This window comes from Microbispora siamensis (genome assembly GCF_016863095.1).
Lineage (GTDB): Bacteria > Actinomycetota > Actinomycetes > Streptosporangiales > Streptosporangiaceae > Microbispora > Microbispora siamensis.
In genome coordinates this window covers 53,788-74,863 of sequence record NZ_BOOF01000023.1, presented here as the reverse complement: position 1 = coordinate 74,863, position 21,076 = coordinate 53,788, and the positions used below count along the sequence as shown (strand labels likewise).

General features: G+C 71.9%; 15 protein-coding genes. 12 read left to right on the top strand and 3 right to left on the bottom strand.

Features of this window, described 5'->3' with window-relative positions; translation table 11 throughout:
- The first annotated feature begins 495 nt into the window (after window positions 1-495).
- The 9 genes from Msi02_RS19880 to Msi02_RS19840 all read left to right on the top strand — a co-directional run bounded on the left by Msi02_RS19880 (window position 496) and on the right by Msi02_RS19840 (window position 14,006).
- Window positions 496-1,923 (top strand): serine/threonine-protein kinase, encoded by a 1,428-nt coding sequence (locus Msi02_RS19880; protein WP_204049728.1) that lies wholly within the window; start codon window positions 496-498, stop codon window positions 1,921-1,923.
- A 42-nt stretch (window positions 1,924-1,965) separates the two neighbouring features.
- Window positions 1,966-3,351, top strand: coding sequence for a serine/threonine-protein kinase (locus Msi02_RS19875; RefSeq protein WP_204049727.1), 1,386 nt, complete (start codon window positions 1,966-1,968; stop codon window positions 3,349-3,351).
- Window positions 3,352-3,354: 3 nt separating this feature from the next.
- Window positions 3,355-6,054 carry an NACHT domain-containing protein gene (locus tag Msi02_RS19870; protein WP_204049726.1) on the top strand — a complete coding sequence of 900 codons (2,700 nt, stop codon included), beginning with the start codon at window positions 3,355-3,357 and terminating at the stop codon, window positions 6,052-6,054.
- A gap of 11 nt (window positions 6,055-6,065) precedes the next feature.
- A complete protein-coding gene (locus Msi02_RS19865; RefSeq protein WP_204049725.1) occupies window positions 6,066-7,457 on the top strand; it encodes a class II fumarate hydratase in 1,392 nt (463 codons plus the stop codon).
- A gap of 67 nt (window positions 7,458-7,524) precedes the next feature.
- Window positions 7,525-8,298 (top strand): 3-hydroxybutyrate dehydrogenase, encoded by a 774-nt coding sequence (locus Msi02_RS19860; protein ID WP_079320997.1) that lies wholly within the window; start codon window positions 7,525-7,527, stop codon window positions 8,296-8,298.
- A complete protein-coding gene (locus Msi02_RS19855) occupies window positions 8,283-10,241 on the top strand; it encodes a helix-turn-helix domain-containing protein (protein ID WP_204049724.1) in 1,959 nt (652 codons plus the stop codon). The genes Msi02_RS19860 and Msi02_RS19855 overlap by 16 nt, the downstream gene beginning before the upstream one ends.
- 77 nt (window positions 10,242-10,318) lie before the next feature.
- A complete protein-coding gene (locus tag Msi02_RS19850; RefSeq protein WP_079315651.1) occupies window positions 10,319-11,656 on the top strand; it encodes an MFS transporter in 1,338 nt (445 codons plus the stop codon).
- Complete coding sequence (locus tag Msi02_RS19845) at window positions 11,656-12,990, top strand: 3-hydroxybutyrate oligomer hydrolase family protein (protein WP_204049723.1); 1,335 nt, start codon at window positions 11,656-11,658, stop codon at window positions 12,988-12,990. Before Msi02_RS19850 ends, Msi02_RS19845 begins: the two co-directional genes overlap by 1 nt.
- Window positions 12,987-14,006 (top strand): alpha/beta fold hydrolase, encoded by a 1,020-nt coding sequence (locus Msi02_RS19840; RefSeq protein WP_079315652.1) that lies wholly within the window; start codon window positions 12,987-12,989, stop codon window positions 14,004-14,006. The genes Msi02_RS19845 and Msi02_RS19840 overlap by 4 nt, the downstream gene beginning before the upstream one ends.
- A 12-nt stretch (window positions 14,007-14,018) precedes the next feature.
- On the opposite strand, the gene Msi02_RS19835 is transcribed toward Msi02_RS19840, so the two are convergent.
- Complete coding sequence (locus tag Msi02_RS19835; protein ID WP_204049722.1) at window positions 14,019-15,968, bottom strand: glycosyltransferase family 2 protein; 1,950 nt, start codon at window positions 15,966-15,968, stop codon at window positions 14,019-14,021.
- A 93-nt stretch (window positions 15,969-16,061) separates the two neighbouring features.
- The gene (locus Msi02_RS19830; RefSeq protein WP_239108544.1) at window positions 16,062-16,772 is read right to left on the bottom strand and encodes an aggregation-promoting factor C-terminal-like domain-containing protein; all 711 of its coding nucleotides are present in this window, start codon (window positions 16,770-16,772) and stop codon (window positions 16,062-16,064) included.
- A gap of 252 nt (window positions 16,773-17,024) precedes the next feature.
- On the opposite strand from Msi02_RS19830, the gene Msi02_RS19825 reads away from it, so the two are divergent.
- From Msi02_RS19825 to Msi02_RS19815, 3 genes are read left to right on the top strand one after another with little or no spacing between them, the layout of a single operon-like run.
- Window positions 17,025-17,699, top strand: coding sequence for a response regulator (locus Msi02_RS19825; RefSeq protein ID WP_079315655.1), 675 nt, complete (start codon window positions 17,025-17,027; stop codon window positions 17,697-17,699).
- Window positions 17,696-19,141 carry a sensor histidine kinase gene (locus Msi02_RS19820; RefSeq protein WP_079315656.1) on the top strand — a complete coding sequence of 482 codons (1,446 nt, stop codon included), beginning with the start codon at window positions 17,696-17,698 and terminating at the stop codon, window positions 19,139-19,141. The genes Msi02_RS19825 and Msi02_RS19820 overlap by 4 nt, the downstream gene beginning before the upstream one ends.
- Complete coding sequence (locus Msi02_RS19815; RefSeq protein WP_204049721.1) at window positions 19,138-19,692, top strand: hypothetical protein; 555 nt, start codon at window positions 19,138-19,140, stop codon at window positions 19,690-19,692. The genes Msi02_RS19820 and Msi02_RS19815 overlap by 4 nt, the downstream gene beginning before the upstream one ends.
- Before the next feature lie 4 nt (window positions 19,693-19,696).
- On the opposite strand, the gene phoH2 is transcribed toward Msi02_RS19815, so the two are convergent.
- On the bottom strand, window positions 19,697-21,007 hold the full coding sequence (gene phoH2 / locus Msi02_RS19810; RefSeq protein ID WP_079315658.1) for an RNA 5'-3' helicase PhoH2: 1,311 nt from the start codon (window positions 21,005-21,007) through the stop codon (window positions 19,697-19,699).
- Window positions 21,008-21,076 lie beyond the last annotated feature (69 nt).

Genomic DNA, 21,076 nt, shown 5'->3' with positions numbered 1-21,076 from the left:
CGAGATAAGGAGAAGTTAAAAACGAACCGATCAAGCCAAAAACCCGACAACCCGTCAAGATCAACGCAAAGTGATCAATGTTGGACTCGAACACATGTCCGCGCCCACTGGAACGCGCCACTGAGCTGGCCAAGATCACATCGATGACCAGGACAGCGACAATCCGTAAAGGTGACGGTCGGTGATAACCCCACGTCAAATCGAGCTGGACGTTACCAAACAGTGACCTCTTGCCATCATCAGGCGCAGCTTCGGACAGATGAGCGACCAGCGCCTGTTCGGCACGCCGCCCTCGGACTTCAGTGACCGGCAGCAAGATCAGCTACTACGCCACGACTTCGCCTCCCGTTACGCTGGGCGCACGATTCATCGAGGCGACGGATCGGATGTCGCCGACCCTGCGGGGAAGTTGTCAGGATCTTTGACAGAAGATCTCAACAATTTCCCGGCATGGTCTCTACAGGTCGCACTACACAAATCGGTAAGCTGCCACCCATGCGTGCGCCGTCCGGATACCTGTTAGCCGCGCGCTATCGGCTGATCGAGCCGGTCGGGCGCGGCGGGATGGGCACTGTGTGGCGCGCGCGTGACGAGCTGCTCGACCGCGAGGTGGCTGTCAAGGAGGTGCGGCTTCCGCTGGTCCTCGACGAGGACCTGCGGGCGGAGCTGTGCGCGCGCACCGAACGCGAGGGCCGGGCGACCGCCATGGTCGCCCACCCCTCGGTCATCACGGTCTTCGACGTCATCACCGAGGACGACCGTCCCTGGATCGTGATGGAGCTGCTCAGGGCGCGCTCCCTGGAGGAGCTGATCCGTCAGGAGGGCCCGCTGCCGCCGCGCCGGGTGGCCGACATCGGCCGGCAGGTGCTCGGCGCGCTGCGCGCCGTCCACGCCAAGGGCATCCTGCACCGGGACGTGAAGCCCAGCAACGTGCTGGTGACCGACGACGACCGGGCGGTGCTGACCGACTTCGGGCTGGCCGCCCTCGAGGGCGACGCCTCCATCACCCAGGCCGGGATCGTCCTCGGCTCCGCGGGCTACATCGCCCCGGAGCGCGTCCTCGGCGACAAGGCGAGCCCGGCGGCCGACCTGTGGTCGCTGGGCGCCACCCTCTACACCGCCGTCGAGGGCCGCGGCCTGCACGGGCGCCGTACGGCGGCGGCCGCGCTCGCGGCGCTGACCAGCGGCGCTCCCATCCCCATGGAGAAGGCGGGCCCGCTCGCCCCGGTCCTGCGCGGCCTGCTCCAGATCGACCCCGCGGCGAGGCTCGACGGCGTCCGCGCGGCCCACGCGCTGTCCAGGATCGCCGCCGGAGGCACGGCCGAGGACCCGTTCGCCTCCCCGTTCCGGGCCGCCCGGCCCACGCCGCCGCCCATCGCCCCGCAGCCCACCGCTCCGGAGACCCGCAAGCCGCCGCAGCGCAGCCGGGGGCAGCACCGGGCCGAGTCGCGGCCCACGCCCAAGGTGACCCCGCGCGACCGCGATTCCGGGCCCCACCGCCAGTCGGGGCCGTACGGCCAGCCGTACCGGCCCGGGGAGCACGGCCAGCCCCACGCGTACGACCCGTACGCCTCGGGGCGGTACGACGTGTTCGCTCCGCACGGACAGTACGGCCAGTTCGGCCAGAGCGGTCAGCTGCGGCACAGTGGCGCACAGACCGGCTCACATAGCGGCTCCTTCAGCGGCCCGCACCAGCAGGTGGGGCAGTCCGGCCACCACCGCGGCCACCCGCGCGACTTCGGCTACTCGCGGGAGGCGCCTTCCGTGCCGTCCCAGCGCCGGCGGCCGAGCGAGGGCCTGCACCGCAAGCCGTCGGAGCCCGCCCTCCACCACGTCGTGCGCATTCCCATGATGCGGCACGTGGCAAAGATGATCAAGATCCTGCTCCCGCGCCGCTATTGGCCGAGAATCTTCATCAAGTAACCAGAAAGCGATTTCCTAGGTGGAATCGCTATCTTTCTAGATATGCCGGAACAGCACCCGCGGCCGCTCGCCGACCGCTACGAGCTGCGCACCCGCATCGGCCGGGGAACCATGGGCACCGTCTGGCGGGCGTACGACCGGTCGCTGGGCCGGGAGATCGCGGTCAAGGAGATCCGCCAGGACCCCTCGCTCAGCCCTCGGCAACGACAGGAGCTGCGCGAACGCATGATGCGCGAGGGCCGCATGGCGGCGCGCGTCAGTCATCCCTCCGTCGCCACCATCCACGACGTGATCGTGTCCGACGGCATTCCGTGGATCATCATGGAGCTCGTCGAGGGGCGCTCGCTGGAACAGGTGATCGACGAGGAGGGGCCGCTGCCGCCGCGCCTGGTGGCGGAGATCGGTTACGACCTGCTCGGCGCGCTGCGCGCCGCCCACGCCCAGGACATCCTGCACCGTGACGTCAAACCGGCGAACGTGCTGCTGACCGAGACGGGCAGAGTGGTGCTGACCGACTTCGGCATCGCCAAGGCGCTGGGCGACCACGCGCTCACCCAGACCGGCATGGTGATCGGCTCGCCGGGATACACGGCGCCGGAGCGGGCCCGGGGCGACTACACCGGCCCCGAGTCCGACCTGTGGTCGCTCGGCGCGACGCTGTACTTCGCCGTCGAGGGACGGCCGGCGTACGAACGGCCGACCGTGGGCGAGACGCTGGCCGCCTTGATGACGGAGAAGGCCGACCCGCCCGCCCAGGCCGGGCCGCTGCGGCCGGTCCTGGACGGGCTGCTGGAGAAGGACCACACCGCGCGCCTCACGCCCGAGCGCGCCGCCGCGATGCTGCGCCTGATCGCCGACACCCCCACGGGCTCCATTCCCGCGGTGCCCCCGGTGCCCTCAGTGTCCCCGGTGCCCCCAGTATCCACAGTGCCCCCGGCACCGCCCCTGCCCGCCACTGGGGCCGCCGCCGCGGCGGCCGCCCGACCCCCCGGAGGGAACATGACCGGAGACGACGAGGACGACGCCAACCGCACGGTGGTCGTCCCCCGCCCCGCAGGCGGCCTCCGCCTCCCTTCCCCGCCTCCGGGCGGGCCCCGGAACGGTGCCGCGGGCGAGCCCGTCTCCGACGCCGCCGACAGGCACAGCACCACGGTTCCCGGAAGGCTGCCCGGTGCCGGGAACGGCCCCGCACCCACGCCGGGGCCCCCCGCCGCCCCGCCGCACCCCGGCCCCTTCCACCCCGGCACCTTCCAGCCCGGGGACGGCGTCCCGGGAAGACCGCCCAGCCTGGGCACGGATCTGTTCGCGATGCAGACTCCCGCCGGGCCGGACGCCAAGACGCAGGTCCGGGTGCTCGTGACGATGGGGATCGCGCTCTTCGGCATCCTCGCGCTGATCCTCCTGGGCGTCTTCATCTTCGCCAGGTGACCGGTGCGCAAAGGGATCGGCTACGCCGACGCGGTGCGCCTGCTCGGACAGGAGAGCAAGGTCGCGAAGGCCCTCACCGGCACCCTGATCGAGGCCGTGCCGGTGCTGTCGCTGTTCGACGTCAAGGACGAGGCCGTACGGCTGGCGGGCGAGGCGACCGGCAGGCTTCGCGACCGGGTGACGGGCCTGAACCGGTACGACCGTACGGCCCGGCTGGAGGCCGCACAGGCCGTCCTCGTCGTGGCGGCGTTCTTCGAGGCCCTTGACGAGCTGCCCCTGCCGTTCGACCCGAAGGATCTCCGCCTCGACCGGGACGAGCAGGCGGCGCTGGCCGGGTCCGGCGCGGGTCAGGAATCGTTCGTCCACACGCTGATGACGATCGAGCCGGCCGGTTTCCGGGCCGATCGCTCCTACGCGGACATGCTCGACTCGATCGGCGCGTACTACCGCAGGCTCGCCACGGCACTGACCGGGTTCGTCTCTGGGCTGGCGGTCCGTGACCGTCTGGACGCGACCGAATGGGCGCGCGCCACGATGGCGATCGAGGAGGAACTGCCCGAGACCGCCTGCCGGAGGTACGAGGAACTGCACCGGCGGCTGGCTCTGGACATCCCCGAGTTCGCGCTCTGGCGGGACACGATCGAGCGGCGGCGACTCGCCACAGGGCTGGGCGAGCTGGAGAGGCTGCTCACCGAGGTCGCCGCCCGCACCAGGACGCCGGAGCACCGGCACACGCTGTCGCGCGCCCTACGGGCCGTCCTGGACCGGCCGATCGCGCAGTCCGGCGAGGTCCCCTCGGGCATGCGCATGCCCACGCTCGTCGAGGCGTACGTGAACCCGGACTTCCGGCCGGCCGTGTACGGCGAGCAGGCCGATCCGAGCGCGGAATGGTGGTGGGACCAGAGGGAGCCGAGCGACGACATCGCAGGCTTCCTGGCCCGCTACTTCACCTCGCCCGAGGCCACCAGGATGCCGCTGGTCGTGCTGGGCCAGCCCGGCGCGGGAAAGTCCGTGCTCACCAAGATCCTGGCCGGTCGCCTCCCGGACGGCGACTATCTCCCGGTGCGCGTGCCGCTGCGGGAGGTGCCGGCCGACGGGACGATCCAGGAGCAGATCGAGGCCGCGGTGCGGGAGGCCGTCGGTGAGCACCTGAGCTGGCCGGAGCTGACCCGGTCGGCGGACGGCGCGCTGCCGGTCGTCATGCTCGACGGGCTGGACGAGCTGCTCCAGGCCACCGGCGTCCATCGATCCGACTACCTGAGCCGCGTGGCCGACTTCCAGCGCAGGGAGGCCGAGCTGGGCCGCCCCGCGGTCGTGCTCGTCACCACGCGTACGGCGGTCGCCGACCGGATGCGCTTCCCGCCCGGATGCCTGACGATCCGGCTCGAACCCTTCAAGGAGGAGCAGGTCCGCCGGTGGCTGGCGGTGTGGAACGCCGCGAACGACGAGTACTTCACCGCGTACGGGCTGAAACCCCTACCACCCGAGACGGCCTTGGCGCACGGCGACCTGGCGTCGCAACCGCTGCTGCTGCTGATGCTCGCGCTGTACGACGCCGACGCCAACGCCCTGCAGCGCGGCGAGACCGGGCTCAGCCAGGCGGAGCTGTACGAGCGGCTGCTGACCCGCTTCGCCCGCCGCGAGGTGGACAAGCACCAGCCGGGACTGCCGGAGACGGCGGCGGCGCAGGCCGTGGAGACGGAGCTGCGCACCCTGGCCGTCGCGGCGTTCGCGATGTTCAACCGCGGCAGGCAGTGGGTCACGACGGACGACCTCAACGGCGACCTGGCCGCGCTGCTCCCGGCTCCGGCGGCCCAGACGACGAGCTTCCAGGCACCCCTCTCCCGGGCCGACCGGGTGATCGGGAAGTTCTTCTTCGTCCACCAGGCGTCCGCGGAAAGGGACGGCGCCGAACTCCAGACGTACGAGTTCCTGCACGCCACCTTCGGCGAGTACCTCGTCGCGCGGATGACGCGCGATGTCCTGCGCGGCATGGTCGCCCGCGAGACGGCGGCCGCGGCCGATCCGTTCTTCGGCCGGCCCCAACCGGACGACGGGCTCCTGTACGCGCTGCTGTCGTTCTCCGTGCTGACCGGGCGGCAGCCGATCGTGGGGTTCCTCCGCGACCTGCTGCCCGCCCTCGACCGCGAGCCGGCCGTGGACCTGCTCGTCCGATTGCTGCACGCCGCCGAGACCCGCACCGGCGACAGCCACCCCGGGTACCAGCCCGAGAAGTCGACCTTCATCACCCGGTACGCCCACTACACGGCCAACCTGGTGATCCTCGCCTCGCTCATCGCCGACGGCATAGCGGGCAGCCGGCTCTTTCCCCACCACAAGCTCCCCCATCGTGCCTGGTATCGCTTGGCGTCCCTGTGGCACTCACGGTTCAGCGGAGCCGACTCCGACTCCTTGATCGGAAGCTTCCAGGTCGAACGCGTGCTCCAGCGTGACCATCACGACCTGCTCATCCGGTACATCGGCGCCGGGAGATACCAGCGAGTGGGCGGTTTCAATCTCAGGTGGGATTCGGGCGCGGTCGCGGTTGCGGGATCGGGTGAGGAGATCCTCGATATCGCGCACTTCCTCTGCAACCCGGTACTCGACACCCTGGCCGAAGCCGCCCAGCAGTCGATGTTGGTCGAGACCGGCCGTTCAGAGGGCGCGCATCCGGGCAGGAACGATGCGACAGGGAGAGGCTGAAGGACTGAGACATGGACGAATTCCGGATCGAGCACGACTCCATGGGCGAGGTCCGGGTGCCCGCCCGGGCGAAGTGGCGGGCCCAGACGCAGCGGGCGGTGGAGAACTTCCCGGTGTCCGGCCGGGGGCTCGAGCCCGCGCACATCGCGGCGCTCGCCCGCATCAAGGCCGCCTGCGCGAAGGTCAACGCCGAGTACGGCGTCATCGACAAGGACATGGCGCAAGCGATCCAGGAGGCGGCCGAGGAGGTCGCCGAGGGACGCTGGGACGACCAGTTCCCGGTGGACGTCTTCCAGACCGGCTCGGGCACCTCGTCCAACATGAACATGAACGAGGTCGTCGCGACGCTGGCGCAGGAGCGGCTCGGCCGGCCCGTCCACCCGAACGACCACGTCAACGCCGCCCAGTCGTCCAACGACGTCTTCCCTTCCTCCATCCATGTCGCGGCGACGTACGCCGTGGTGCACGAGCTGACGCCTTCGCTGGAGCACCTGGCGACCGCGCTGGAGGAGAAGGCGACCGAGTTCGCCGACGTGGTGAAGTCGGGCCGCACCCACCTCATGGACGCGACGCCGGTCACGCTCGGCCAGGAGTTCGGCGGCTACTCCACCCAGATCGAGCTGGCGCTCGAACGGCTCCAGGCCGCGCTGCCGCGCCTGGCCGAGCTGCCGCTGGGCGGCACGGCCGTGGGCACCGGCGTGAACGTGCCGGGCCCCGGCTGGGCGCAGGCCGTGATCGCCGAGCTGAGCCGGACGACCGGCCTGCCGTTCACCGAGGCCAGGGACCACTTCGAGGCGCAGGGCGCGCGTGACGGCCTGGTCGAGCTGTCGGGCATGCTCAAGGTGATCGCCGTCTCGCTCAACAAGATCGCCAACGACCTGCGCTGGATGGGGTCGGGCCCGCGCGCCGGGCTGGCCGAGATCAACCTGCCCGACCTGCAGCCGGGCTCGTCGATCGTGCCGGGGAAGGTCAACCCGGTGATCCCGGAGGCCGTGACCATGGTGGCCGCGCAGGTCGTGGGCAACGACGCCGCGATCACGATGGCCGGAGCCTCGGGATCGTTCGAGCTCAACGTGATGCTGCCGGTGATGGCCCGCAACGTGCTGGAGTCGATCCGGCTGCTGGCCAACGTGTCGCGGCTGCTCGCCGACCGGTGCGTCGGCGGGATCACCGCCAACGTGGAGCGCCTGCGCGAGTACGCCGAGTCATCGCCCTCGATCGTCACCCCGCTCAACCGGTACGTGGGGTACGAGGAGGCCGCCAGGATCGCGAAGCAGGCGCTGAAGGAGCGCAAGACGATCCGGGAGGTCGTCATCGAGCGCGGCCACGTGGCGAGCGGCGCGCTGACCGAGGAGCAACTCGACCAGGCGCTGGACGTGCTGTCCATGAGCCGCCCCACATAGGAGGGTGGGCATCTATGTCGCCGGCCGCCATGTGCCGGGCGGAACCTGGTTCCTATCGTGAGGCAGCATGAGCCTTGAAGGGCGTACGGCCCTCGTCACCGGCGCGGGGAGCGGCATCGGACGGGCGTGTGCCCGGCGCCTGGCCGCCGAGGGCGCGCACGTCGTCGTCGCCGACATCAACGCCGAGGCCGCGGACAAGGTGGCCGCCGAGATCGGTGGCACTCCGGTGGCCGTCGACCTGTCCGATCCGGAGTTCCTGGTGGCCTGGCGGGGCCAGCTCCCGCCCTCGCCGGACACCCGCCTCCAGGCCGACATCGTGGTGAACAACGCCGGGTTCCAGCACGTGGCCCCCATCGAGGAGTTCCCGCCCGAGATCTTCGGCAAGATCATGCGGGTGATGGTCGAGGCGCCGTTCCTGCTCGTGCGGGACGTGCTGCCCGGCATGTACGAGCGCGGCTGGGGCCGGATCGTCAACATCTCCTCTGTGCACGGCCTGCGCGCCTCGCCGTTCAAGGCGGCCTACGTGACGGCCAAGCACGCGCTGGAGGGCCTGTCGAAGGTGATCGCCCTCGAAGGGGCGCCGCACGGCGTGACCTCCAACTGCGTCAACCCCGCCTATGTCCGCACGCCGCTGGTGGAGAACCAGATCGCCGACCAGGCGCGTACCCACGGGATCAGCGACGACGAGGTGGTGGAGCAGATCATGCTCGCCCCCGCGGCGATCAAGCGGCTGATCGAGCCGGACGAGGTGGCCGAGATGGTCGCCTACCTGTGCGGCCCGCAGGGATCGTTCGTCACCGGCGTCTCGATCCCCATCGACGGAGGATGGAGCGCGCGCTGACCACTCCGGCCCCCAAGAACGCGACGCCCCCCAAGAACGGGACGGCCCCGAAGACCGCGATGGCCCCGAAGAGCACGGACGGCGCCCGCGCCTACCTCGACCTGCTCGCCCGCGAGGCGTCGGCGGTCGAGTTCGAGGGCCCGATCCTGCAGGCCCGGGCGGCCGGGGCCGACTCCGCGACGCTGGAGGAGCTGGAGCGGGCCAAGGTCGCGGCGCTGCAGGTGCGGGCGGTGCTGCGCCGGCGGGCCAAGCGGGAGGCGGAGCTGTCGGCGCTGTTCGACACCGCCAGCGACCTGGCCGGGCTGCGCGACCTCGACGCGGTGCTCGAGGCCATCGTGCACCGGGCCAGGCAGTTGCTCGCGACCGACATCGCGTACATGACGCTGAACGACCCCGAGCGCGGCGACACCTACATGCGGGTGACCGACGGGTCGATCTCGGCGAGCTTCCGCCGGCTGCGGCTGCCCATGGGCGCCGGGCTGGGCGGGCTGGTGGCGCAGAGCGGCACGCCGTACAACACGGCGGACTACTTCGCCGACCCGAGGTTCCGGCACACGAACACGATCGACGTGGCCGTCCACGAGGAGGGCCTGGTGGCGATCCTCGGGGTGCCGCTGCGCCTCGGCACGCAGGTCATCGGCGTGCTGTTCGCGGCCAACCGCAGCGCCAGGCCGTTCGCGCAGGAGGAGGTGGCGCTGCTGTGCTCGCTGGCGGCGCACGCCGCGGTCGCCATCGACACCGCCCGGCTGCTGCAGGAGACCCGCGCCGCGCTGGCCGAGCTGAGCGAGGCGAACACGCTGATCAGGGCGCACAGCGAGTCGATCGAGCGGGCCGCCGACGCGCACGACCGGATGACCGGCCTCGTGCTGCGCGGCGGCGGGGTCGAGGACGTCGCCGCGGTCGTCACCGAGGTGCTGGGCGGCCGCCTGACCGTGCTGGACGACGAGGGCCGCCCTCTCGTGGGCGAGTCCGGCGACCTGGACACGGGCGTGTTCGACGCCGCGCAGTCCTCGCGCGCGCTGGGCCGCACGGTCAAGCGCGGCGACGCGTACGTCGCCTCGGTGGACGTGGGGGCGGCGCCGCTGTGCACGCTGGTCCTGCGGACCGACCACCCGGTGTCCGACACCGACCAGCGGATCCTGGAGCGCGCCGCGATCGTCACCGCGCTGCTGCTGCTGTTCCGCCGCAGCGTGGCCGAGGCGGAGGGGCGGGTGCGCGGCGAACTGCTCGACGACCTGGTCTCCCGCCCGGAGCTGCGCGGGCTGGACGACCGGGCGCGGCGGCTCGGCGTCGATCTCGACGCGCCGCACGTGCTGGTCGTGGCACGGCACGACGGGCAGCGGGAGCGCGGCGCGTTCTGGGCGTCGTCGCAGGCGACGCTGGCGCACGGCCTGGCCACCGCCAGGGGCGACGAGGTGGTGCTGCTGCTGCCCGGTGACCGGCCCGGCGCGCTGGCCCGGCGCGTCGCTGCCGAGTTGAGCGCCTCGCTCGGCCGCCCGGCGACCGCGGGGGCCGCGCCGGCCTCCGGGCCGGTGACGGCGGTGGCGTCCGCCTATCAGGAGGCCCGGCGCTGCGCCGGGGCGCTGGTGGCGCTGGGCCGTACGGGCGACGGGGCGAGCGCCGAGGAGCTGGGCTTCGTCGGCCTGCTGGTGGGCGAGCGACGCGAGGTGTCCGGCTTCCTGTCCGGCGCGCTCGGGCCGGTGCTCGACTACGACGCGCGCCGGGGGACCGCCCTGGTCAAGACGCTGAACGCCTACTTCGGCACGGGCGGCTCGCTGTCGCGTACGGCCGAGGCCCTGCACATCCACGTCAACACGGTGACCCAGCGGCTCGACCGGGTGGGGCAGTTGCTCGGCGAGGACTGGCAGGAGCCCGAGCGCGCCCTGGAGATCCAGCTCGCCCTGCGGCTGCACCGGCTGCGCACCCACATGCCGGACGCCTGAGGTGTGTGGCGGGACCCCATAGGAGTGACCTCGGTCACTGCATACCGTGTGCGGAACCCCCCATCGGAGGAGTTCCCATGGCAAACACCCCACCTGCCCGGATCGGAAAGGTCGTCGGGGCCAGCCTGATCGGCACCACCATCGAGTGGTACGACTTCTTCCTGTACGGCTCGGCCGCCGCACTGGTCTTCAACAAGCTGTTCTTCCCCACCGAGGACGAGCTGACCGGCACCCTGCTGGCGTTCCTCACCTACGCCGTCGGCTTCGTCGCCCGGCCCCTCGGCGGCCTGGTCTTCGGTCACTACGGCGACCGGCTCGGCCGCAAGCGACTGCTCGTCATCAGCCTGCTCCTGATGGGCGGGTCGACGTTCCTGATCGGCTGCCTGCCGACGTACGCCGCCCTCGGCGCCGGCGCGCCCCTGCTGCTGACCGCGCTGCGCCTGGTGCAGGGCTTCGCCCTCGGCGGCGAGTGGGGCGGCGCGGTGCTGCTGGTCTCCGAGCACGGCGACCCTCGCAACCGCGGTTTCTGGGCGTCCTGGCCGCAGGCCGGCGCTCCCGGCGGCAACCTGATCGCCACCGGTGTGCTGGCGCTGCTGGCCGCGGTGCAGCCCGACGACGCCTTCCTCGCCTGGGGCTGGCGGGTCGCGTTCCTGCTGTCCGGCGTGCTCGTGCTGATCGGCCTGTGGATCAGGCTGACGGTCGCCGAGTCGCCGGTGTTCCAGGAGGCGCTGGAGCGGCAGGAGCCCGCGCCCAAGGCCCCCATCCTCGGCGTGCTGCGCCACCACTGGCGGGACGTGCTGGTGGCGATGGGCGCCCGGATGGCCGAGAACGTCTCCTACTACGTGATCACCGCGTTCGTCCTCGTGTACGGCACCACGGCGGCGGGCCTGCCCAAGGGCACCGTGCTCAACGCGGTGCTGATCGGCTCGGCGTTCCACTTCGTCACGATCCCGCTGTGGGGCGCCCTGTCGGACCGGATCGGCCGCAGGCCGGTCTATCTTCTCGGCGCCGTCGGCGTCGGCCTGTGGGCCTTCGCGTTCTTCCCTCTGATCGACACCAAGAACTTCGCCCTGGTCACCGTGGCCGTGACGGTCGGCCTGCTGCTGCACGGCGCGATGTACGGCCCGCAGGCGGCCTTCTTCTCCGAGCTGTTCGCCACCCGGATGCGTTACTCGGGCGTCTCGATCGGCTACCAGCTCGCCTCGATCGCGGCCGGCGGCGTGGCCCCGCTGATCGCGGTCGCCCTGCTCGACGCGTACGGATCGAGCGTGCCGGTCTCCGTCTACGTGGTGGCGGCGGCGATCCTCACGATCATCGCGGTGATCGCCTCAAGGGAGACCCGCGACCGCGACCTGTCCGCCATCGAACCGACCTCGGGCGCCGCCAAGACCGCCGCGATCGTGAAGGAGGCCTGATGCGCCCCGGTTCCGTCCTGCTGGCCGCACTGGCGCTGGCCCTCCCCCTGGCCGCCGCCATCCCGTCCGAGGCCGCCGCCTGCCCGAACGTGATCGTGCCGGGCGCGCAGAAGCAGGTGATCGCCTGCCTCGACGATCTCACCACGAAGGGCACGCTGGCCTCCGGCCACACCGACCAGTCGGACTGGTCGGGCCTCAACTCCCCCGGCGCCGTCAACCCCAGCGGCGTGCCCGGCGTGCAGATCGACGGCTACTTCCCCGACACCTCCACCGGCAACACCAACCACGGCTGGAACCACGACGCGCAGTTCGTGATCCGGCTGCCGGAGCGGTGGAACGGCGGACTGGTCGTCGCCGGGTCGCCCGGCAACCGGGAGACCTACGCCAACGACTTCACGATCTCCGACTGGGCGCTGGCCAAGGGCTACGCGTACGCCGCGACCGACAAGGGCAACACCGGCGTCCAGTTCTACCGCGACGGCGTACGGCCCGGCGACGCGGTGGCCGAGTGGAACCGCCGGGTGAGCGAGCTCGCGGTCGCCGCCAAGGCCGTCGTCCGCCAGCGGTACGGCAGGCCGGCCCGCACGACGATCGCGGCCGGCCAGTCCAACGGCGGCTACCTGGTCCGCTGGCAGATCGAGAACCGTCCCGACCTGTTCGACGGCGGCGTCGACTGGGAGGGCACGCTCTTCACCGCCGACGGGCCCAACCTGCTGACGTTCCTGCCGCCCGCGCTGCGCGCGTACGCGAAGGGCGACACGGCCGGGGTCGCGGCGGCGGGCTTCGCGCCCGAGTCCGACTTCCTGTGGCCGTTCCACTACCAGTACTACTGGGACTTCACCCAGCGTGTCTTCCGTGAGGAGTTCGACCCCACCTACGACGGCGACGCCGAGGCGGGCACGCCGTTCTGCGCCTCCGGCACGCCCGGCTGCGACACCGACTACGACTACGCCTCGAGGCCCGCGGCGGTGAAGCAGGCGGTCGCGCGGGTGAGCGTCACCGGAAAGATCAAGCGGCCGCTGATCGTCGTCCACGGCACCCTGGACGCGCTGCTGCCGATCCGCGAGGATTCGGACGTCTACGCCAAGATGATCGCCGACCGGCACCGGGACCGGCTGCTGCGCTACTACCGCATCGAGGACGGCACCCACGTCGACAGCCTCTATCCGGCCTTCCCCGACCGGCTGCGGCCCCTGCTGCCGTGCTTCCGCAGCGCGTTCACCGCGTTGGAGGCGTGGATCGGCACGGGCACGCCGCCGCCCCCGAGCGCCACCCTGCCTCGCCCGGCCACGGGCGACCTCGAGAACACCTGCACACTGGGAGCAACACCATGACCCTGCCCATATCCGCCGAGCGTGTCAGCACTCCCCGGCTGACCCTCAACGTCCTGTCGGTGCCCGGCTCGTCGGGCGACCCGGTGTTGTTCGTGCACGGCAACGTCTCCTCCAGCGCGTTCTGGCACTCGACGATGACCGCGATCGCGGCCGAGGGGTTCCGTCCGTACGCGCTCGACCTGCGCGGCTTCGGCGACTCCGACCCGGAGCCGGTGGACGCGAGCCGAGGTGTGCGCGACTACTCCGACGACGTCCTGGCACTGCTCGACCGGATCGGGCCGGCGCACCTCGTGGGCTGGAGCCTCGGCGGCGGGGTCGTCATGCAGGCCATGCGCGACCGGCCCACGGCGGTGCTGAGCGCGACGCTGGTCAACCCCGTCTCGCCGTACGGCTTCGGCGGCACCACGGGCCCGGACGGCGTGCTCACCAGCCCCGACGGCGTGGGCTCCGGCGGCGGCGCGGCCAACCCCGAGTTCGTGGCGGCGCTCCAGGCGGGCGACCGGTCGGCCGACTCCCCCGTCTCGCCCCGGAACGTGCTGCGCGCCACGTACGTCGCCGCGGGGACGGACCTGGGCGAGGAGGAGGACGCGTTCGTGGAGTCGATGCTGTCCACCCGGATCGGCGACGACCACTACCCGGGCGACTCCCTGCCCTCGGACGCCTGGCCGGGCGTGGCCCCCGGCAAGCGGGGCGTGCTCAACACGATCGCGCCGACGAACTTCCGCATCGACGACCTGCACGAGATCGACCCGAAGCCGCCCATCCTGTGGATCAGGGGCGATCAGGACGTGATCGTCTCGGACACCTCGCTGTTCGATCTCGCGCACCTGGGGGCGATCGGCGCCGTGCCCGGCTGGGACGGCACGCCCGCGCAGCCCATGGTCACCCAGACGCGGGCCGCGCTGGACCGCTACGGCGCCTACCGGGAGGTGGTCGTCGAGGGCGCGGGCCACGGCCCGCACCTCGACAGGCCGGCGGAGTTCCGCACGGCCCTGCTCGCGCACCTGCGCGGATAGTCGGCGGAACAGCTATCGGCGGTCGCGCAGGACGCGGACGGCGAGGCGCCGCAGCAGTGAGGGGGCCTGCGGCGAAGCCCCGGCGGGCAGGACGGACACCTGCCCGCCACGGCGCACCGTCAGCCCGAACAGCAGGTCCACGTCCTTCTGGTCGACCCGCAGCGCGGGCCGCCAGGACCCCGGGCCGAGGCAGTCGTCCCCACCGATCCGGCTCACCGGCACCCGCGCGACGAGCTGCCCGGCCACCCGGCCGGGTATCCCCGGCTCGACCAGCGCGGGCACGATCATGCTGCGCCCGCGCCCGTCCTGCTCGCGCAGCACCAGCTCGGCCGGCGGCCCGCCGCTCGGCGGCACGTACGGCACGGGGACGACGACGAAGACGTGCCCGTCCTGCCGGGCCACGGTGGCCCGGGACGAGACCAGCGCGATCGACTCGGGGAACGACTTCGGCTCCACGCAGACGCCCAGCTCGCCGCGCTCCGACCAGCAGGGCACGACGAGCCGCCTGGGCTCGCCGGCGAGCGCGCCCGCGCAGCTCATCGGCAGGGCGGGGCGGGCCACACGGGTGCGGCCCGCCTGGACGCCCCGCATACGCACGTGGACCTCCCACAGCCCGGCGGGCAGCGGCCGCCCGAGGGCCGCCTCGCCGGCGTCGAGGCGGGCCTGGCCGGTCACCCACACGCGCACCTGGTCGCCGCGCGTCTGGTCCCCGAGGCCCGCACGGCCCACCGAGCAGGTGACCGGCAGGGAGTGGACCACCCCGGTCTCCACGTGGCGGACGCAGACCTCGACGCGGGCTCTGCGCACCGCGTCGGTCACGTCGGCGCCCTCGTCGTCGAGCAGGCCGTCGAGCAGGCCCTCGACTCCGGGGGGCGGGGTCCACAGCAGCCGGTCGCCCCGCTGCCGCAGCCACAGCGGAGCGCCCCCGGCCCGCAGGATCTCCACGCTCAGGTCGAGCAGCAGCACGCCCTGATCCCAGCGCAGATCCCGCAGCTCCGCGCTGAGCCTGGCGCCCCTGGACGCCTCGGCGAGCGCGACCAGCGCGTCGAGGCGGTCCTGGCGCAGCAGCGCCGTACGGGCGCGCAGGTGCGCGGGCAGGTGGACGTCGAGCGCGGCGGGAAAGCGGTCGAGGGTGAAGCGGCGCAGGAAGGAGAACAGGACCATCCGCTCGTCGGGCTCCGCGGCGAGGAACCGCGCGCCCGCCAGACGGCGCAGCCCGAGCGTCCGATACCAGTGGGCCTGGATGCGCTCCCGCTGCGCGCCCGGCTCGGTGTAGGCGTCCACCACATCGAAGATCGCGTTGAGGCCGTCGAAGAGCGCCTCGGCGTCCGGCCCCTCCTCCTGGTGCGGGCCCAGGTGGCAGCAGATCTCGTCGGCCAGCACGGCGATCACCTTCGCGGCGAGGTACGCCCTGGTCACGAAGGCCTGCTCGGACAGCGGCCGGTCGGCGAAGCGGAGCTGGCAGGTCTCCAGGAAGTCGCGGCTGAACAGCTTGTGCGCCGTCGGCAGCGCGAGGAGGTGGTCGCGCAGCACGTCGGCCCGGTCCCGGTCGCGGGCGAAGGCGGCCGGCGGCGGCCCCTGGTCGGCGAGCCTGCCGATCAGCACGTCGGCGTCGGTCTCCACGGCCCTGTCGTACATCCGCTCCAGGGCGTGCGGCTCGAGCCTGTCGTACTGGCCGAGCAGGTAGACGTACTCGCCGCGGGCAACCGACAGGCCGACGTTGCGCCCGCGCGCGGGCGAGCCGCTGTGGTCGAGGTGCAGGACCCGCACGTTGTCGCGCTGCTCGGCGATGGCGTCGAGCCGCCTGCGGGTCCCGTCCGTCGACCCGTCGTCCGCGAAGACGACCTCGTACTCGTCCGGCGGCAGCGACTGCTCCAGCACCGAGCGCACACACGCGCCGAAGGCGTCGTTCGACAGCCCGGGGTTGGACACGGGCATAACCACGCTGACCTTCACACCCATGAGGCCAAGGGTGCAGTGCGACCCCCGCCGTACGCGCGGGCTTGCCGAAAGGTCGAGAAACCCTGACCAGAGTTTCGCGGACCAGTGCCGCGACTAGTACCAACCGGTGGACTGGGAGTGCCCCCAGGCGCCGCAGGGCGTCTTGTAGCGGCCGGCGATGTAGCCGAGACCCCACTTGATCTGGGTGGCGGGGTTGGTCTGCCAGTCGGAGCCCGCGCTCGCCATCTTGCTGCCGGGAAGCGCCTGGGGGATTCCGTAGGCGCCGCTGTAGCGGTTCATGGCCCGCTCATTCCAGTGGCTCTCCTTGTCCCACAGCTTCTCCAGGCAGCCCCACTCGCCGCCCCAGCCGCGCGCCTCCGCCATCTGCTTGCCGAGGGCCTTGTTGCTGCCGGGGTCCGGGGTGGAGCCGGGCGGGAAGTCGGCCGGGGTGAAGCCGCCGCCGCCGGGGGCCTTCTGCACGATCTCGACCGGGTCGAGCCCCTTCTTCCGGTCCTCACGGGTGCTTTGCAGCCTGTCCTTGCGCAGCGCCTGGACCGCCTGCTCCTTGAGGATGTCGGACTCGGGGTCGGGCGCGTTCGGGTCGAGAGCGAGGAAGCTGTCCGGGCCCAGCACCTGCTTGGGAGCGTTGTTGTGCTCCATCGAGGTACGGATCACGAAGGTCGCCCCGCCGACCACCACGACCACGCTGACGCCGAGGATCACGATCCGCTTGGCGGTCAGCCAGCCGGAGCCGGAGCGTTCGTCTCCTCCCCGCCGGGAGCGGGGGGCGCGGGGGCGATCCTTCAACTGCTGACCAGAGCTCACGGCTTATGAGCTTGCCCTGTGGTGGGGGGTGCTCCGCAACCGAATCGTGGTACCTGTTTGGTGACGTCTTGACCCGACCGCCGATCACATGGACTTTCCCCAACAATGTGATTTTGCTCACACTTTGCGCCACAGGGAGAGGCATGGGTGCCCGGCACCAGCCTGCTCCCGCTTCTTGACAACGGCGTCCGGACCAGGTCACAAGGTCGTGACAAATAGGGGAATTGGTGGGGTCCGCACCATAATGACCGGGTGGCAGGCATCCTCCTGGTCGAAGACGACCCCTCGGTCCGTGCCGGACTCGAGCTCGCGCTCACCCGGCAGGGCCACTCGGTGACCGCGTACGCCACCGGCGAGGAGGCCCTCGACCACGTACGCTCCCGGCGCCCCGAGATCGCGATCCTGGACGTCATGCTGCCCGGCATCGACGGGGTCGAGGTGTGCCGCCGCATCCGCAGGCTCGACCCGCTGCCGATCATCCTGCTCACGGCCAGGGGCGACGACCTCGACGTGGTGGTGGGGCTGGAGGCCGGCGCGGACGACTACGTCGTCAAGCCGGTCGAGCCGCGGGTGCTCGACGCCCGCATCCGCGCCATCCTGCGCCGCCTGGAGTCGGCCTCGCCCGACCGGCTCACCTTCGGCGACCTCGTGATCGACCGCGGAGCCCTCAAGGTGAGCCTCGCGGGCAAGGAGATCCACCTCACCCCGACCGAGCTGCGCCTGCTGCTCGAACTGGTCCGCCACCCCGGCCAGGTGCTCAACCGCCGCTACCTCCTGCGCGCCGTCTGGGACCACACCCATGTGGCGGACTCACGGCTGGTCGACGCGTGCGTGCAGCGCATCCGGGCCAAGATCGAGCCGGTGCCCGCCGATCCCGTCTACATCCACACCGTGCGCGGCTTCGGGTACCGCTTCAGCCCGCCATGACCTGGGTGCCCACCGGGTTGCGGGCCCGGCTGGTGATCACCTTCCTGCTGGTGGCGGTCACCGCGTCCGCCATGGTGGCGGGCCTGGGTTACCAGATCGTCCGCCGGGGGCTCCTGGAGCGCGCGGAGCGGGGCGCGGTCGCCGACGTACGCGAGACGCTGTCCAGGATCACGCTGCCGATCGGCGCGAGCGACGTGGTCTGGCCGAGCGACACCACCGTCACCGAGGAGGACCTCGGCGGGGTGGTGCAGGCGCTCGAGGCCCCGGAGCGGACCGTCATCGTCACCTACGGCGACCACCGGCGCTCCAACACCGGGGCCGGCTTCACCATGAGCGACGTGCCCGACCAGCTCCGCTGGCAGGCGGCCCGGCGGCTGGTCTACCAGAGGGTGGTGCTCAGGGACCACCCGTGGCTGATCGTCGCCACGCAGATCCAGCGGGCCACCCGCGACGGCGTGCTGCGCCCGACAGGCCTGACGGCCTACGTCTTCGTGCCGCTGGCGGAGGAGGCGGCCGTGCTGTCCCGCCTCAAGGCCGCCCTCGCGCAGGCCGGAGGCATCACGCTCGCCCTGGCGCTGACACTGGCCCTGCTGTCGGCCCGGCGGGTGCTGCTGCCCGTACGGCGGCTGGGCGCGGCCGCCCGCGCGCTCGGCGCCGGTGAGCTGCACGTCCGCCTCCCCGTACGGGGCAGGGACGAGCTGGCGGAGCTGACCGCGACGTTCAACGAGACGGCGGCGGCGCTGGAGGACACGGTCTCCGAGCTGCGGACGCTGGAGTCGATGTCGCGGCGGTTCGTCGCGGACGTCTCCCACGAGCTGCGCACACCGCTGACCGCGATGACCGCGGTGACGGACATGCTGTCGGAGGACGCCGACGACCTGCCGGACGACGCGGGGGAGGCCGTGCGGATCGTCGTCCGCGAGATCGACAGGCTCCGGGTGCTGGTCGAGCACCTCATCGAGATCAGCAGGTTCGACGCGGGCGCCGCCACGCTCCGCCGGGAGACCGTCGACGTGGGCGACGCGCTGGCCGACTGCCTGGAGGTGCGGGGCTGGGCCGACCGGGTCAAGCTCACCGTGCCCGTCGGGCTCACGTTCTCCCTGGACGCCCGGAGGTTCGACGTGATCGTGGCCAACCTCGTCGGCAACGCGCTCAACCACGGCGCGCCTCCCGTCGTGGTGAGCGCGCGGGTGGCGGTCGGCGGCGACAAGCACGGAGCGCTCGAGGTGACCGTGCGCGACCACGGGAGCGGCATCCCCGAGCAGGTCCTCCCCCACGTCTTCGACCGCTTCTACAAGGCGGGCACCGACCGGGCCAGGAGCGTGGGCAGCGGCCTCGGCCTGGCCATCGCCAAGGCCAACGCCGAACTGCACGGCGGCTCGATCACGGCCGAGCGCTGCGAACCCGGCACCCTCTTCCGCGTCTGGATCCCGAAACCATGAGGAGACGAATCGGACGCGCGGTCGCGGCCCTGTTCGCGGGGCTGCTCATGGCGTCGGCGGCCTGCGGGGTCGTGCCGACCGGGGTGGTCGACGCCGGCCCCGCTCCGGTAATCAGCGGCACCCCCACCCTCGTCACGATCTACCTGCTGCGGGACGGACGGCTGTGGCCCACGCGGGTCGCGGCGCGCTCGCCGCACGTCAACGACGTGCTGGACGCGCTGTTCGCGGCCAGCGGGCGGCCGTCGAACCGGCTGTCCACCGCGCTGACCGGGCTCACGCTGGCCCAGGTGCAGCTCGTCAGGTACGCCCCGGATGCGGGCAGCCGCAACGACCCCGACAACACCCTCAGCCTGCGCGTACGGCTGTTCGTGAGCGGCTGGAAGATCAACAGGACCGCCATGGCCCAGATCACCTGTACGGCGCGGCTGCGCCCGGAGATCTGGGCCGTGGAGATCGCTCACGCGACTCCCGACAGGAACGGCCCCCTGAAGGTCCACACCTGCCGGGAGTTCTGGGATCTGGCCCCCAAGGACGGCCATCTCCCTCCGTGACGGATCAGAGCGTGATGTTCTCCAGCATCTCGGTCACCAGGGCGGCGATCGGCGACCGCTCGGACCTGGTCAGCGTGATGTGGGCGAACAGCGGGTGGCCCTTGAGCTTCTCCACCACGGCGACGACGCCGTCGTGCCGGCCCACCCGCAGGTTGTCGCGCTGGGCGATGTCGTGGGTGAGCACGACCCGCGAGTTGGCCCCGATGCGGGACAGCACGGTCAGCAGCACGCCGCGCTCCAGCGACTGCGCCTCGTCCACGATCACGAAGGCGTCGTGGAGGGAACGGCCGCGGATGTGGGTCAGCGGCAGGACCTCCAGCATGCCCCGGTCGATGACCTCCTCGATGACCTCGGGGGACGTCACCGCGCCCAGCGTGTCGTAGACCGCCTGGGCCCACGGGCCCATCTTGTCGTTCTCCGAACCGGGCAGGTAGCCGAGCTCCTGGCCGCCCACGGCGTACAGGGGGCGGAAGACGATGATCTTGCGGTGCTGGCGGCGCTCGAGCACCGCCTCCAGGCCCGCGCACAGCGCCAGCGCGGACTTGCCGGTGCCGGCGCGGCCGCCCATCGAGACGATGCCGACGTCGGGGTCCATCAGCAGGTCGAGCGCGATCCGCTGCTCCGCCGACCGGCCGTGCAGCCCGAAGACCTCACGGTCGCCTCTCACCAGACGTACCGACTTGTCCGGCAGGACGCGGCCGAGCGCGGAGCCGCGGCTCGACAGCAGCCGCAGGCCGGTGTGGCACGGCAGGTCGCGCGCCTCGTCGATGTCGGCCGTGCCGGACTCGAAGAGGGCGTCCATCTCCTCCGTGGTGACCTGGAGCTCCGCCATGCCGGTCCAGCCGGACTCGACCACCATGCCGGCGCGGTACTCCTCCGCGGCCAGGCCGATGGACGCCGCCTTGACCCGCATCGGCAGGTCCTTCGACACCAGCACCACGTCCTTGCCCTCCGCCGCGAGGTTCTGCGCGACGGTGAGGATGCGGGTGTCGTTGTCACCCAGGCGGAAGCCCGCCGGGAGGCAGGACGGATCACTATGGTTCAGCTCGACCCGGATGTTCCCGTCGCCGATCGGCATGGGCTCATCCAGCCGTCCGTACCGCACTCTGAGGTCATCGAGGAAGCGCAGAGCCTCCCGGGCGAAGTAGCCGAGCTCGGGGTGGTGGCGCTTGGCCTCCAGTTCCGTGATGACGACGATCGGGACGACGACCTCGTGCTCGGCGAAGCGGCTCATCGCCGCCGGGTCGGCGAGCAGGACGGACGTGTCCAGAACGTAGGTGCGGGATGTGGACGGGTTGCTCGAGGACACTGCCACGCGTTCTCCCCCGGGCGCCTGAGGTGGGCGCCCTGCCTTGACTGGTGGTGAACGGACCGGGCCCGTGAC

Bases quoted from the DNA above. Each gene is read 5' to 3' on its own strand.
- Msi02_RS19880 (WP_204049728.1), top strand. From the start codon at position 496: ATGCGTGCGCCGTCCGGATACCTGTTAGCCGCGCGCTATCGGCTGATC.
- Msi02_RS19875 (WP_204049727.1), top strand. From the start codon at position 1,966: ATGCCGGAACAGCACCCGCGGCCGCTCGCCGACCGCTACGAGCTGCGC.
- Msi02_RS19865 (WP_204049725.1), top strand. From the start codon at position 6,066: ATGGACGAATTCCGGATCGAGCACGACTCCATGGGCGAGGTCCGGGTG.
- Msi02_RS19860 (WP_079320997.1), top strand. From the start codon at position 7,525: ATGAGCCTTGAAGGGCGTACGGCCCTCGTCACCGGCGCGGGGAGCGGC.
- Msi02_RS19855 (WP_204049724.1), top strand. From the start codon at position 8,283: ATGGAGCGCGCGCTGACCACTCCGGCCCCCAAGAACGCGACGCCCCCC.
- Msi02_RS19850 (WP_079315651.1), top strand. From the start codon at position 10,319: ATGGCAAACACCCCACCTGCCCGGATCGGAAAGGTCGTCGGGGCCAGC.
- Msi02_RS19845 (WP_204049723.1), top strand. From the start codon at position 11,656: ATGCGCCCCGGTTCCGTCCTGCTGGCCGCACTGGCGCTGGCCCTCCCC.
- Msi02_RS19840 (WP_079315652.1), top strand. From the start codon at position 12,987: ATGACCCTGCCCATATCCGCCGAGCGTGTCAGCACTCCCCGGCTGACC.
- Msi02_RS19835 (WP_204049722.1), bottom strand. From the start codon at position 15,968: ATGGGTGTGAAGGTCAGCGTGGTTATGCCCGTGTCCAACCCCGGGCTG.
- Msi02_RS19820 (WP_079315656.1), top strand. From the start codon at position 17,696: ATGACCTGGGTGCCCACCGGGTTGCGGGCCCGGCTGGTGATCACCTTC.
- Msi02_RS19815 (WP_204049721.1), top strand. From the start codon at position 19,138: ATGAGGAGACGAATCGGACGCGCGGTCGCGGCCCTGTTCGCGGGGCTG.